Source organism: Schaalia sp., assembly GCF_050312375.1.
Taxonomy (GTDB): Bacteria; Actinomycetota; Actinomycetes; order Actinomycetales; family Actinomycetaceae; genus Pauljensenia; species Pauljensenia hyovaginalis.
Window position 1 is genome coordinate 1 of record NZ_JBNOYB010000093.1, and the last position, 13,018, is coordinate 13,018.

Annotated in this window: 11 protein-coding genes; 7 read left to right on the forward strand and 4 right to left on the reverse strand. The window is 68.2% G+C overall.

Annotated elements, in window-relative coordinates:
- Together pepN and ACQY7V_RS07190 are read right to left on the reverse strand one after the other, a co-directional pair.
- On the reverse strand, positions 1-1,332 hold a 1,332-nt coding region (gene pepN / locus ACQY7V_RS07185), incomplete at its 3' end, for an aminopeptidase N (protein WP_428639548.1).
- A 99-nt stretch (positions 1,333-1,431) separates the two neighbouring features.
- Positions 1,432-3,429 carry a M13 family metallopeptidase gene (locus tag ACQY7V_RS07190; protein WP_428639550.1) on the reverse strand — a complete coding sequence of 666 codons (1,998 nt, stop codon included), beginning with the start codon at positions 3,427-3,429 and terminating at the stop codon, positions 1,432-1,434.
- A 256-nt stretch (positions 3,430-3,685) separates the two neighbouring features.
- Here ACQY7V_RS07190 and glpA point away from each other — a divergent pair, with 256 nt between their 5' ends.
- The 6 genes from glpA to ACQY7V_RS07220 all read left to right on the forward strand — a co-directional run bounded on the left by glpA (position 3,686) and on the right by ACQY7V_RS07220 (position 9,989).
- Positions 3,686-5,284: an anaerobic glycerol-3-phosphate dehydrogenase subunit GlpA gene (gene glpA / locus ACQY7V_RS07195; RefSeq protein ID WP_235361978.1), complete on the forward strand. Its 1,599-nt coding sequence runs from the start codon at positions 3,686-3,688 to the stop codon at positions 5,282-5,284.
- Positions 5,281-6,531, forward strand: a complete 1,251-nt coding sequence (gene glpB, locus ACQY7V_RS07200; protein WP_320836439.1) for a glycerol-3-phosphate dehydrogenase subunit GlpB — start codon at positions 5,281-5,283, stop codon at positions 6,529-6,531. The genes glpA and glpB overlap by 4 nt, the downstream gene beginning before the upstream one ends.
- Positions 6,528-7,778, forward strand: a complete 1,251-nt coding sequence (locus ACQY7V_RS07205; RefSeq protein WP_303774110.1) for an anaerobic glycerol-3-phosphate dehydrogenase subunit C — start codon at positions 6,528-6,530, stop codon at positions 7,776-7,778. Before glpB ends, ACQY7V_RS07205 begins: the two co-directional genes overlap by 4 nt.
- A 239-nt stretch (positions 7,779-8,017) precedes the next feature.
- Entirely contained in the window at positions 8,018-8,959 is a 942-nt protein-coding gene (locus tag ACQY7V_RS07210; protein WP_428639554.1) for a DUF4349 domain-containing protein, read from the forward strand.
- Positions 8,956-9,705, forward strand: coding sequence for an SDR family oxidoreductase (locus ACQY7V_RS07215; protein ID WP_428639556.1), 750 nt, complete (start codon positions 8,956-8,958; stop codon positions 9,703-9,705). The genes ACQY7V_RS07210 and ACQY7V_RS07215 overlap by 4 nt, the downstream gene beginning before the upstream one ends.
- A 5-nt stretch (positions 9,706-9,710) precedes the next feature.
- The gene (locus tag ACQY7V_RS07220) at positions 9,711-9,989 is read left to right on the forward strand and encodes a hypothetical protein (RefSeq protein ID WP_154478537.1); all 279 of its coding nucleotides are present in this window, start codon (positions 9,711-9,713) and stop codon (positions 9,987-9,989) included.
- On the opposite strand, the gene arfB is transcribed toward ACQY7V_RS07220, so the two are convergent.
- Together arfB and trpB are read right to left on the reverse strand one after the other, a co-directional pair.
- The gene (arfB, locus tag ACQY7V_RS07225; RefSeq protein WP_428639558.1) at positions 9,986-10,426 is read right to left on the reverse strand and encodes an alternative ribosome rescue aminoacyl-tRNA hydrolase ArfB; all 441 of its coding nucleotides are present in this window, start codon (positions 10,424-10,426) and stop codon (positions 9,986-9,988) included. The two genes, ACQY7V_RS07220 and arfB, sit on opposite strands and share 4 nt — an antisense overlap.
- A 78-nt stretch (positions 10,427-10,504) precedes the next feature.
- Positions 10,505-11,803: a tryptophan synthase subunit beta gene (trpB, locus tag ACQY7V_RS07230; RefSeq protein WP_428639561.1), complete on the reverse strand. Its 1,299-nt coding sequence runs from the start codon at positions 11,801-11,803 to the stop codon at positions 10,505-10,507.
- Positions 11,804-12,081: 278 nt separating this feature from the next.
- Between trpB and ACQY7V_RS07235 the strand changes: the two genes are divergently transcribed.
- Entirely contained in the window at positions 12,082-12,972 is an 891-nt protein-coding gene (locus ACQY7V_RS07235; RefSeq protein ID WP_428639563.1) for a lysostaphin resistance A-like protein, read from the forward strand.
- The last annotated feature ends 46 nt before the right edge of the window (positions 12,973-13,018 follow it).

Consider the following 13,018-nt stretch of genomic DNA (forward strand, 5'->3'; position numbering starts at 1 on the left):
CCAGAGCTTAGACCAGGTGCGCACGTCGCGTCCGCTCGTCGCCTCTAGCTCATCGAGCAGGTCATCGAGCACGGTGTTGCCGTAGGCATGCTTCTCGAAGTAGACCTTGAGGGCGGCCATAAAGTTATCCTGCCCTACCCAGGCCACCAGCTGACGCAGCACAGAAGCGCCCTTAGCGTAGGTGATGCCGTCGAAGTTGACCTGAACATCCTGCAGGTCACGAATCGGGGCAACAATGGGGTGGGTAGATGAGAGCTGATCCTGGTTGTAGGCCCAGGTCTTCTCTGAAGCTGCGAAGGTAGCCCAAGCTTCCGGTGCAAAGCGGGTGTTCTCAGCAGCTGCCAGAGTCGACATGAACTCAGCGAAAGACTCGTTGAGCCACAGGTCGTTCCACCACTTCATCGTCACGAGGTCGCCGAACCACATGTGGGCGAGCTCATGGAGGATCGTGTTCGCGCGGGTCTCGAGCTGGGCCTCGGTCGGGCGGGTGCGGAACACGTAGGCGTCGCGGAAGGTCACGCAGCCCGCGTTCTCCATCGCTCCCGCGTTGTACTCGGGGACGAAGATCTGGTCGTACTTCGTGAAGGGGTAGGCGATGCCGTACTGCTTCTCGAAGAAGTCGAAGCCCTTGCGCGTCGTATCGATGATGCGCTCCGCGTCGAGGTGCTCGAGGAGCGAGGCGCGGCAGTACACGCCCAGGTCGATCGTCCTGCCGTCGGTCGAGACGAGGGAATCGGTCACGCCCTCGTAGGGGCCGGCGACGATCGCGGTGATGTAGGTCGACATGCGCTCGGTCTGCGCGAAACGGTAGATGAGCGCGTCGCCCGCAGTCTCGGGCTCGGGCGTCGGCGCGTTCGAGAAGACCTTCCACCCCGCGGGGGCCGTCACGGTGAAGGTGAAGGTCGCCTTGAGGTCGGGCTGCTCGAAGGTCGTGTAGACGCGGCGGGCGTCGGGCACTTCGAACTGGGAGTAGCAGTAGTCCTTCCCGTCGGCCGGGTCGGTGAAGCGGTGCAGGCCCTCGCCCGTGTGCATGTACTGGCAGTCCGCGTCGACCTCCAGCACGTTGCGCTCGGCCAGATCCGTCAGCGCGATCCGGTGGTCCTGGTGGATTCCGACCCCGAGCTCCTCGCCGTTGAGGCGGATCGAATGGACATTGGCCGACACGAGGTCGGCGAAGGTCGACGAGCCCGGCTCCGCGGTGAACTCGATGCGGGTCCGTGAGCGGAAGTCGGTGTCGCCGGTGGTGAGGTCCAGCTCGATGTCGTAGTGAAGGACCTCGACGATCTGAGAGCGGGAGGAGGCTTCTTCACGTGTGAGGTTGAGGCCGGGCATGGGGTACCTTTCACTGGCGGATGGGGGCATTCGCGGATAAGCGTCGAGCGCATTTTCGCATTCCGGCCGTTTTCTTGCACCTCGGCCGGTTTTCCCGGGTCACCAGATCCGGACGCGCTCGCTTCGCGGCAGGAACATCCCGTCGCCTTCGGCCGTGGAGTAGGCGGCGTGGAATGCGTCGATATTGCGCAGGACCTGGTTGCAGCGGAACTCGGCGGGGGAGTGGGGGTCGACCGCGAGCATCTGGCGCGCGAACTCGGGCCGCGATGCGGTGCGCCAGGCCCTGGCCCATGCGGTGAAGAACCTTTCGGGGCCGGTCAGGCCGTCGATGACGGGAGCGGTTTCGGGAGTCAGGCCCATCCGCTCGAGGACCTTCGCCCAAGCGCTCCACGCGATCGTCAGGCCCGCGAGGTCGCCGATGTTCTCACCGACCGTGAGCGCGCCGTTGACGGTCGGCGCGTCCTGGCCCGCCAGGTCCTTGGGCGTGAGGACGTCGTACTGCGCGATGAGGGCCGCGGTGAGCTCCTCGAAGCGCGCGCGGTCGTCCTCGTCCCACCAGTTCTCCAGGTTGCCCGCGGCGTCGAAGCGCGATCCCTGGTCGTCGAATCCGTGGCCGATCTCGTGGCCGATGACCGCGCCGATCGCCCCGAAGTTCACGGCGTCATCGGCCTGCGGGTCGAAGAAGGGCGGTTGGAGGATCGCCGCGGGGAAGACGATCTCGTTGAGCGGGGGGTTGTAGTAGGCGTTGACCGTCTGCGGCGTCATGAGCCATTCCTCGCGGTCGACGGGTTCGTTCAAGCGGGAGAACTCGCGCTGCGTCTCGAAGGAGCGGGCCGCTGCGACGATGTCGACGAGTGTCTCGGCGCCGCTGAGATCGAGGCCGGACATGTCGCGCCACTTCGGCGGGTAGCCGATCTTGGGGCGGAAGGTCGCGAGCTTGGCCAGGGCCTTGGCCTTGGTCTTCTCCCCCATCCACGCGCACTCGCGGATGGCGCGGTCGTAGGCGGCGAGGAGCTCCGTGACGAGGGCGTCCATGCGCTCCTTCGACTCGGGCGGGAAGTGGCGGGCCACCCAGACCCTGCCGAGGGATTCGCCCGCGAGGGACTCGATGAGTCCGAGGGCGCGCTTCCAGCGCGGGCGGAGCTGGCGGGTGCCCGACAGGGTGCGCCCGTAGAAGTCGAAGTTCTCCTCGACGAAGGGGGAGGAGAGCAGGGAGGCCCGCGCGTCGAGGAGCGATGTCTTGAGGAACAGGGCGCGTTCGGTTTCGGGCGTGTCGGCCCAGATCGCGGCGGCCGCGGCGAGGAAGTCGGGCTGGTCGACGTTGACGAGGGCGGTGGGCGCGATGCTGAGTCCTGCGGAGGCGGCCCAGGCGTCCCAGTCGAATCCGGGCGCGAGCGCGACGAGCTCGCTCCAGGTCATCTGATTGTCGGAGAGCAGCGGGTCCCGGTTGGACACCGAGTCGCGGTGATGGGAGGCGAAGCGGGTCTCCAGGGACATGAGGGCGCGTGCGGCTCGCGCCGGATCCGGAGCGAGTCCGGCGAGTGCGAGGAGGCGCTCGAGGTGGACGGCGTAGGCCTCGCGGATGTCGGCGTAGTCGTCTTCGCGGTAGTAGGACTCGTCGGGCAGGCCGATGCCGGACTGGACGAAGGTGAGCATCCTGACGTCCGAATCGTGGGGGTGGGTGCCGACGTAGGCGCCGAAGAAGGAACCCGTGCCCTCGGCCATGAGGCGGCCGCTGAGCGCATCGAGTTCGCCGTTCCGGGCGGCGGAGTCGATGAGGTCGAAGGAGGGGCGCAGCGGGTCGAGGCCCTCGGCCTCGACCCCGGCCTCGTCCATGAAGGCCGTCCACAGGCTCGCGATGAGCGGGGCGTCCGCATCATCGAGGGCGCCCGCGGCGGCGTCTTGGGCGATCTGGCGTCCGCGTTCCTCGGACAGGTCCCGCAGAGCGTGGAAGGCGCCGTCGATGGGCCGGTCGGCGGGGATCACGTGTTCGCGGATCCATCGACCGTTGATGGAACGGTAGAAGTCGTCCTGCGGGCGGACGGCGGGGTCGATGCTTGCGGGGTCGAGGACTCGGGCGCGGATCTCGTCGGTCATGCCGACCACTCTATAGAAGGGCGCAGGCAGCGGCATTTTCGCAAGATGTGAGGTCTGCAATTCGGGTGAAAACGAGGGGATTCCGGTGGATTTCGGGCCTTTCGGGTGCGAATGGGTAGAAGGGCTTCGGGAGCTGATGCACATATGTGCAACGCGCCTGAACAATACGATCAGGAGGCATCTCAGACGGCACTATTGGAGAGGCGAAGGGGCCGGCGCGGCCGTGCCCGACTTCAGACTCTCGAAGGGAACTAGGGTGAAGACGATCAACACCGACGTTGTCGTCATCGGCGGCGGCTCGACCGGCGCAGGCGTCGTCCGCGACGTCGCGATGCGCGGTTTCAGGGCCGTGCTCGTCGAACGATACGACATCGCGCAGGGGACATCGGGCCGCTTCCACGGGCTCCTCCACTCGGGCGGGCGCTACATCGCATCCGACCCGGAATCGGCCACCGAATGCGCCGAGGAGAACCTCATCGTCAAGAAGATCAACGCCAACGCCGTGGAGGACACCGGCGGACTCTTCGTCGTGACCTCCCAGGACGACGAGGAGTACGCGGACAAGTTCCTCGAGCGCGCAGCCGCCGCCAAGGTGCCCGCGCAGGAGATCTCGGTCGCCGAGGCCCTCAAGCGCGAACCCCGGCTCGATCCGAACCTCAAACGCGCCTTCGAAGTCCTCGACGGCTCGGTCGACGGCTGGCAGATGGTCTGGGGCGCCATCCGCTCCGCGCAGGCCTACGGCGCGCACGTGCTCACCTACCACAAGGTGACGAACATCGAGCGCGAGGGCGACGCCGTCTCCGCGGTCGTCGCGCACGATCTGCGCACGGGCGAGGACGTGCGCATCGAGTGCTCCTTCGTGCTCAACTGCGGCGGCCCCTGGGCCGGACAGATCGCCGCCCTGGCCGACTGCCACGGCGTCGACGTCGTTCCCGGCGCCGGCATCATGGTCGCGATGAACTTCCGCCTCACCCAGACGGTCCTCAACCGCTGCATATGGCCCGCCGATGGCGACATCATCGTGCCGGATCACCCGGTCTGCATCATCGGCACCACCGACCTCAAGGCCGACGACCCCGACAAGCTCGCCATTCCCGCCGACCAGGTCCAGCAGATGCTCGACGCCGGCGAAGCGATGATCCCCGGCTTCCGCAAGGCCCGCCCGCTCCACGCCTGGGCGGGAGCGCGCCCCCTCGTCAAGGATTCGCGAGTCGCCGCCACCGACACCCGGCACATGGCCCGCGGCATGAGCGTCATCGACCACAAGTCGCGCGACGGCGTCTCGGGCCTGCTCACCATCGCCGGCGGCAAGCTCACGACCTACCGCCTCATGGCCGAGCGCATCGTCGACATCATGTGCGATGAAATGGGCGAGAAGCGCGAGTGCCGCACCGCCGCCGAAGCCGTTCCCGCGGCCTCGGATCATCGCCTCTACACGATCGGGCACCGCCTCGAATCCGTCGAGCACGACAACGCGGCCCCGAGCCACGACCAGATCATCTGCGAATGCGAACTCGTCACCCGCAGGATGCTCGAGACCACGATGGATCTCCTGCCCGGTGGGCAGCTCGACGACGTGCGCCGTCAAGTCCGACTCGGCATGGGCCCCTGCCAGGGCGGCTTCTGCTCGCAGCGCGCCACCGGCATCGCCCACGAGCGCGGCGACATCGACTCGGTGAAGGCCAATGAGCTCTTCCGGACCTTCTTGAAGAACCGCTGGATCGGCCTGTGGCCGATCGTCTACGGCAAGCAGCTGCGCCAGACCGCCCTCGACAACTGGATCCACGAGGGAGCGCTCGACGTCGAGCACCTCCCGAGCGAAGAACTCGACACCGTGAAGGAGGACGTCCGATGAGAGACGCGGTCGTCATCGGCGCGGGCCTCGCAGGCCTCGCCGCCACCCTCCGCCTTGCCCGCGGCGGAGCGAAGGTCACCCTCGTCACCAAGGGCCTCGGCGGACTCCAGCTCTCCCAGGGGACGATCGACGTGCTCGGGTACTCCGAAGCGCGCGTCGAGGATCCGCTCGGAGCGATCAGCGAGCACGTCTCGACGCGGCCGACTCACCCCTACACGCACTTCACCCCCGAATTCGTCGGCGAAGCGGCCGCATGGCTCAAGGAGGTCCTCGGCCCCGAGCTCCTCCTCGGCGACCCGCACGCGAACGTGCTCCTCCCGACCGCCCTGGGCGCGCTCCGCCCGACTTGTCTCTACCAGCCGTCGATGGCGGCCGGCATCGCGCGGGCGGGGCGCTCCTACGCGATCGTCGGCCTGCGCCGCCTCAAGGACTTCTACCCGACGCTCATCGCCGAGAACCTCTCGCGCCAGCCCGGCCCCGATGGCGAGCCCATCATGGCGCGCTCGATCATCGTCGACGTCGAGATCCGCAAGGACGAGGTCGACACCACCGGGACGAACCACGCGCGCGCCCTCGACGACCCCGCCATGCGCGCCCATTTCGTCGCGGCGATCAAACCGCACCTCAACGAGGGCGAGATCGTGGGCCTGCCCGCGGTCCTCGGCCTCAACGATCCGGGCGCCTGGAGGGACATCGCCGATCGGCTCGGGCACGAGGTCTTCGAGATTCCGATGCAACCGCCCTCGATCCCCGGCATGCGCCTCAATCAGGCGCTCACCGCCTTCGTCAAGAAGGAGGCGCGCTTCATCCTCGGCTCCGCCGTCACCGGCGTGGAGGCCGAGGACGGGGTCGTGAGGGCCGTGACGATCTCGACTGCCGGGCGCCCGACGCGCATCGAAACGAAGAACGTCGTCCTCGCCGGCGGCGGCTTCGAATCCGGCGCGCTCGACATGGACTCCTACGGAACCCTCTCCGAGACCATCCTCGGACTCCCCGTCCTCGCGGCCGAGGGACAGCTCCTCCACGGGGACTTCTGGGGGAGCGACCAGCCGGTCTTCCTCGCCGGGCTCGAGGTCGATGACGACATGCACCCCCTCGGCGCCGGGAAGTCGCCCGTCTACTCCAACGTCTACGCGGCCGGCGGGAACCTCGCCGGAGCGACCCGCTGGCGCGAGAAGTCGGGGGAGGGCATCGCCCTCGCCTCCGCTCTGCGCGCCGCCGACCAGATCCTCGGGAGCCTCAAATGACCATCGAAGCAGCGAACGTTCTCGGCCTCGCCGATGAGGACTTCGGCCTCCGCGCCAGCCTCGACTCCTGCGTGAAGTGCACGATCTGCGAAACCCAATGCCCGGTCATGAGGGTCACCGACCTCTTCCCCGGACCCAAGTACTCCGGCCCGCAGGCCGAGCGCTACCGCAAGGAGGGGCGCATCGTCGACTCCTCGATCGACTACTGCTCATCCTGCGGCACCTGCACGCTCGTATGCCCGCAGGGCGTCAAGGTCACCGAGATGATCCACCACGCCCGGACCGACATGAAGAAGGAGAAGGGCATCCCGCTGCGCGACCACCTCATCGGCCGCACGGGATTCATCGGCACCGTCATGACGCCCGTCGCGCCGATCGCGAACTGGGCCCTCGACGTCAAACCGATCCGCATCGCCATGGAGAAGGTCATCGGCGTGCACCGCTCGGCCCCCATGCCGCGCGCCGCCGGTCGGACCTTCGAAGGCTGGTTCAAGAAGCACACCCCGCTTCCCCAGGCCGGCACCAGGGGGCAGGTCATCTTCTTCCACGGATGCGCGGGCCAGTACTTCGAGGTCGAGACCTCGATCCACTCCGTGCAGGTCCTCGAGCACCTCGGCTACGAAGTCCTCGTCCCCCCGCACGGCTGCTGCGGCCTCGCCCTGCAGTCCAACGGCCTGTACGACGAATCGCGCAAGTACGTGTCGAAGCTGACCAACGACCTGCGCAAGGCCAATCGCGACGCCCCGATCATCTCGGCCTCCGGTTCATGCGCGGGCATGCTCCGCCACGAGGCCCACGAGATCCTCGAGATGGATACGCCCGAGCTCGAGGACGTCGGCTCACGCATGTGGGACATCTGCGAATTCCTCATGCACCTGCACGAGAAGGGCGAACTCGACCTGGACTTCCAGCGCATCGACGCGACGATCCCGTATCACGCGCCCTGCCAGCTCAAGTCCCAGGGCCTGGGCCTGCCCGCCGTCGAGCTCATGGAACTCATCCCGGGTATCACCGTCGAGGAGTCCAACCAGCCCTGCTGCGGCATCGCGGGGACCTACGGCATGAAGAAGGAGAAGTACGACATCGCCCAGGCCGTGGGCAAGCCCGTCTTCGACTTCATCAAGCAGGTGAACATCGAACTCGCGGCCTGCGACACGGAGACCTGCCGCTGGCAGCTGCGCACCGCCACCGGTGCGAACGTCGTCCACCCGATCTGGCTGATCCACAGGGCCTACGGGCTCCACTGAGCCGCGGTCTCGCCGAAGCGCTTCGCCGAGACCGGAGGCGCATGAGAGCAGGGGCGCCGCCTCCCGTCGATTCGGGAAGCGGCGCCCCTGCTCGTCGCGTATCGGGCGGAGACGAGGCGGGACCCATCGGACGCAGACGGGCGGGACCGGCCTCGATTCGGTCTCAATGAGGCGAAGAGCTTCCGCGCCCTGCGCAGACACGGAAGAATGGGGCCCACCGTTGAGCTCGAGGAGGAGCAATGACACCCCGGAAGTTCTCACGTGCCGCCGTTCTCGCTCTGCTGCTCGCCGCCGGAGCATCGGGATGCGCCGCCTCGGACGGTTTCCCGCCCGCGGAAACCGGATACGCGCGCCAGGGGATCGAGGCATCTGCGGATTCCGCCAAGTCGCAGGAGGCGTCGCCGCTGGCCGCGACTGATGAGGCCTCGCCCGCAGAGCCTTCACCCGCAGTCGCCCCGGTCGTCATCGTCACCGGACAGCTCGACATCGATGTCAAGGATCCCCGCTCGGCGCTCGAAGCGGCCTCCGGCATCGTGACCGGCGCCGGAGGCAGCGTCGCAACCACCGAGTTCTCCGCCTACGCGGATGCGCCCACGGCGTATGCGACCCTGAAGATCCCCGCCGACGCCTTCGACCGCGTCCTCGACGAGATCAAGAAACTCGGCGATGTCACGACGGAATCGACCTCGGCCACCGATGTCGGTGCGGAAGTCGCCGACCTCGATGCCAGGGCGAGCGCCCTCGAGACCTCGATCGGGCGGCTGAGCGAACTGATGAAAACGGCCCAGTACACGGCGGATCTCCTGGAGGCCGAACGTGAGCTCACCAGCCGTCAGGCCGAGCTCGACGGCCTCAACGCCCAGCGCGCCTGGTACGCGGATAGGGTCGCCTTCTCCACGCTCGACCTCCGCTTGCGTTCCACCTCCGCGCTCCCCTCGGTGACCGAATCCATCTGGGAGCGCTCGTGGAACACCTTCCTCGACGGGATCGACGTCATCGCCTTCATCCTCATCATGATCCTGCCCTGGCTGCTCCTTCTCGTCCCCCTGGGCGTCCTCATCTGGTTCCTCGTGCGGAGGAGCCGCAAGAGGCGGGCCGAGAAGCGGGCCGTGGCGCATGCGCATACCCTGGACGCGCAGGCAGCGCCCGAGAGCGCAGACCCGATAGGAGATCAACCATGACTGGAACCATTCGCCGCGCCGTCGTCACCGGGGCCTCCACCGGAATCGGGGAGGCGACCGTGCGGGCGCTGCGCGCGATCGGCTGGGACGTCATCGCCGTCGCCCGGCGCGAGGACCGGCTGTCGCGCCTTGCGGACGAGACCGGATGCGGCTACATCGCGGCCGACCTCAGCGACGGGCGCGCGGTGGAGGAGATGGCCCGCGAGGTGCTCGAAGAAGGCCCGGTCGATGCGCTCGTGAACAACGCGGGCGGCGCGCTCGGGGTCGACAGGATCGCCGATGCCGATCCTGCGAGGTGGATCGCCATGTACGAGCGCAATACGATGACGGCGCTCCTGACCTCGCGCGCCTTCCTGCCGGGCATGCGCGAGCGCGGCGGGGACATCGTCTTCCTCACCTCGACCGCCGCTCATGACACCTACCCGGGCGGCGGGGGCTACGTCGCCGCGAAGCACGCCGAGCGGATCATCGCCAACACCTTGCGCCTCGAGCTCGTCGGAGAGCCGGTGCGCATCATCGAGATCGCCCCCGGGATGGTGAAGACCCCGGAGTTCTCACTCAACCGGCTCGGCTCCGAGGAGGCCGCCGCGAAGGTGTACGAGGGCGTGGCGGAACCCCTTGTCGCGGAGGACATCGCGGACGCCATCGTCTGGACGCTGACGAGGCCCTCGCACGTCAACATCGACTCGATGATCGTCCGGCCGCTCGCCCAGGCCTCGAACACCCTGGTCGCTCGGAAGGCCTGAACCCCGTGCCGGTCTTGGAGGTCGTGGGGATCGCGGTGCTCGGAGTCGGAGTCCTCCTCGGCATCGACCGGCTCGGGGTCTGGGCCGAATCCAAAGGGTGGATCTACTGGAGGAAGCGTTCGGCACGGTCTGCCTCGGCGGCGTTCACCGCGATCGGGCAGATCGCCCAGTACGGCGAGGCGCCCTACGCCCTCGAGCAGGAGGCGCAATCCTCGATCGGCGTCGAGGTCGAATCCGGTGCCCCGCCGCGAGACGAGGACAGCTCCGACCCTGGGAGGGCCTAGTCCACGTTCGGGCGGCGCCGCTGCGCCTTGAGTTCGGCGCGCATCCGCTTGGCCGCGAGTCGGCGCAGTCTCGACGCGCGCGTCGGCCTCGTCGCGCGTCTGGGGGTCTCGGGGGCGAGGGCCGTGCGGAGCAGGGCGGCGAGGCGTTCGCGCGCCGCCTTCCGGTTCGCGAACTGCGAGCGGTGCTCGGAGGCGCTGACGACGAGGAGCGTGCCGTTCAGCCGCCCGGCGAGGTTGTTCAGCGCGCGCTCGCGCAGGCGATCATCGAGGGCGGAGCTCGCCGCCACGTCGAAAGCGAGTTGCACGCGCGAATCCGAGGTGTTGACCCCCTGGCCGCCGGGCCCCGAGGAGTGCGAGAAGCGTTCGACGAGTTCGGTCGCGGGCACGACGAGACCCTTCGGGATGCCCGGCCCCGGCTCGATCCTCAACTCGTCCATAGGAGCAGTGTGCGCCGGATCGGGTGCGGACCTCAATCGGCAGGACCGCATCCCGACCCGGCGCCCCGGCCTCGGCGATCAGAGACGATCGGCGACCTGTTCCATGTCCTTGTCGCCCCGCCCCGACAGATTGACCAGGAGGAGGGGCTGCTCGTCGGCGGGCACTCCCTTCGCCGCGTTCTCCCGCGCGATCTTCAGGGCGTGCGCGAGGGCGTGCGAGGACTCCATCGCGGGGATGATCCCCTCGCTGCGCGACAGGAGCGCGAAGGCCTCGAGCGCCTCCTCATCCGTGATGCCGACATAGGAGACGCGGCCCGATTCGGCGAGCATCGCGTGCTCGGGGCCGACCGAGGGGTAGTCGAGACCCGCGGAGATCGAGTGCGAGGGGAGGACTTCGCCCTCGTCGGAGAGCATGACGAAGGAGCGCATCCCGTGGAGGGAGCCGATGCGGCCCGCGCAGATCGGCGCGCCGTGCTCATCCGTGTCCAGCCCCCTGCCCGCCGGTTCGACGCCGATGAGCGCGACCTCGGGATCATCGAGATAGTGGGCGAAGGCGCCGATCGCGTTCGAGCCTCCGCCGACGGCCGCGATGACCGCGTCGGGCAGGCGGCCGTAGCGCTCGAGCATCTGCGCGCGCGACTCGAGGGAGATCACCGACTGGAATTCACGGACGATCGTGGGGAAGGGGTGGGGCCCGGTCGCCGAGCCGAGGAGGTAGAAGGTGTCCTCAAGACGCGTGCACCATTCCTCGAGCGCCTCGTCGATCGCGTCCTTGAGGCCGGCCGAGCCGCGCGTCACGGGGACGACGCTCGCGCCCATGAGCTCCATGCGCTCGACGTTGGGCTTCTGCCGGGCGACGTCGTGGGCGCCCATGTAGATCGTGCACTCCATGCCCATGAGGGCGGCGACCATCGCGGTCGCAGTGCCGTGCTGTCCGGCCCCGGTCTCGGCGATGAGGCGCTTCTTGCCCATGCGCTTGGCGAGGAGCGCCTGCCCGAGGACGTTATTGCCCTTGTGCGCACCGCCGTGGGCGAGGTCCTCGCGCTTGAGGATGATGCGCGCCCCGCCCTCGACGGGGAGGTTGCGGCATTCGTAGATCGGGGTTTCGCGACCGAGATAGGTCCGGCGCAAGAAGTCGAGCTCCTCGTGGAACGCGGGGTCGTTCATCGCCTCCGCGTAGGCGGCCTCGAGCTCGTCGAGGGCGGGGAAGAGCATTTCGGGCACTTCCTGGCCGCCGAAGCGCCCGAAGTAGGCGGGGAGGATCGTGTCGCGGACGGGAGCCTCGGGCAGGCCGTCGATCTGGCCGGTGGGAAGGCGGTTCGCGGTCGGGGCGGCCCCTGCGGGCTCGGTGCGGGGGGAGAGGGGTTCGGCGGTCATCGGGTTCCTCCTGGTCGGGGTCGAGGCGGGCCCGGATGCGCGAACAGCCCGCCATCATCGGCGAGCTGAATTTCGGGTACGACGTCGAAGGGGCTCGCCTAGAAGGAGAGCCACCACCACGAGCGGGCGTTGAACGACGTCATGGCAGCGAGAATAGAACGTCTGAAGCGATTCGCGCTACGGGCATCCGAATGATGGGCGCGAGCATGACGCGGAGGCGGCCCGCCGAGGGATTCAGGGGCGGGGGATCCAAGGGGAAACGGAGGGATAATCGAAATATGGCTGTTTCAGCACCTCGCAATCAGCATCGCCCGGATTCCTCAGACCTCATGATCGAGCGGATCGGACGTCGTCCCATCCTTCAGGTGATCCTCGGCCTCGTCGTCTTCATCGTCGCGGAGGGCCTCGGCGCCCTCCTCGCTCAGATGATCGGCGGCGATACCGGAACGGGAGTCGGAGGGGTGATCGGCGCCCTCCTCGCCCTCGGCGGCTATCTGCTCCTCATGCGCTTCATCGCCGAGCGAAGTCCGTTGGAATTCGCCCGCCGAGGGGCTCTTTGCGAACTCGGCGCAGGAGTCCTCATCGGAACGGCCCTCATGTGCGCGGTCGTCGGCGCCGCCGCGCTCGCGGGCGCATACCGGGTGGTCGGCTTCAACGCCCGCGCCGCCCTTTTCGGTTTCGCCGGGCTGTCGATCATGGCCGGCGTCGCCGAGGAGATCCTCTTCCGCGGCTTGCTGCTCCGCATCCTCGAGCATCGGATCGGAACATGGTGGGCCCTCGGCCTGACTTCAGTGCTGTTCGGAGGCGTCCACTTCATCAACCCCGAGGCGACGCTCATGGGCGCCGTCGCGATCGCACTCGAAGCGGGCCTGCTCCTCGGAGCGTGTTTCATCCTGACGAGGCGTCTGTGGCTCGTCATCGGCGTCCATGCGGCTTGGAACTTCGTTCAGGGCGGGGTCTTCTCCTCCGACGTCTCCGGGACGGGCTCGGGCGGCATCGGCCTCCTCTCCGCCTCCATCGATGGGCCTGCCGCGCTCACGGGCGGGGACATGGGCTTCGAAGGATCCCTCAGTGCGGTCGTCGTCTGCCTGGCGTGCGCGATCATCGTCCTCCTGCTCGCCAGGCGGCGCGGGCTCATCCTCCCCGGAATGAGGAGACGGAGCTCCTGACGCGCCGCGGGATCAGCGGTCGGGACAGCGCGGGACGGAGAGCACC

Coding starts and splice junctions, on each gene's coding strand:
- ACQY7V_RS07190 (WP_428639550.1), bottom strand. CDS start 3,429: ATGACCGACGAGATCCGCGCCCGAGTCCTCGACCCCGCAAGCATCGAC.
- glpB (WP_320836439.1), top strand. CDS start 5,281: ATGAGAGACGCGGTCGTCATCGGCGCGGGCCTCGCAGGCCTCGCCGCC.
- ACQY7V_RS07205 (WP_303774110.1), top strand. CDS start 6,528: ATGACCATCGAAGCAGCGAACGTTCTCGGCCTCGCCGATGAGGACTTC.
- ACQY7V_RS07210 (WP_428639554.1), top strand. CDS start 8,018: ATGACACCCCGGAAGTTCTCACGTGCCGCCGTTCTCGCTCTGCTGCTC.
- ACQY7V_RS07215 (WP_428639556.1), top strand. CDS start 8,956: ATGACTGGAACCATTCGCCGCGCCGTCGTCACCGGGGCCTCCACCGGA.
- arfB (WP_428639558.1), bottom strand. CDS start 10,426: ATGGACGAGTTGAGGATCGAGCCGGGGCCGGGCATCCCGAAGGGTCTC.
- trpB (WP_428639561.1), bottom strand. CDS start 11,803: ATGACCGCCGAACCCCTCTCCCCCCGCACCGAGCCCGCAGGGGCCGCC.
- ACQY7V_RS07235 (WP_428639563.1), top strand. CDS start 12,082: ATGGCTGTTTCAGCACCTCGCAATCAGCATCGCCCGGATTCCTCAGAC.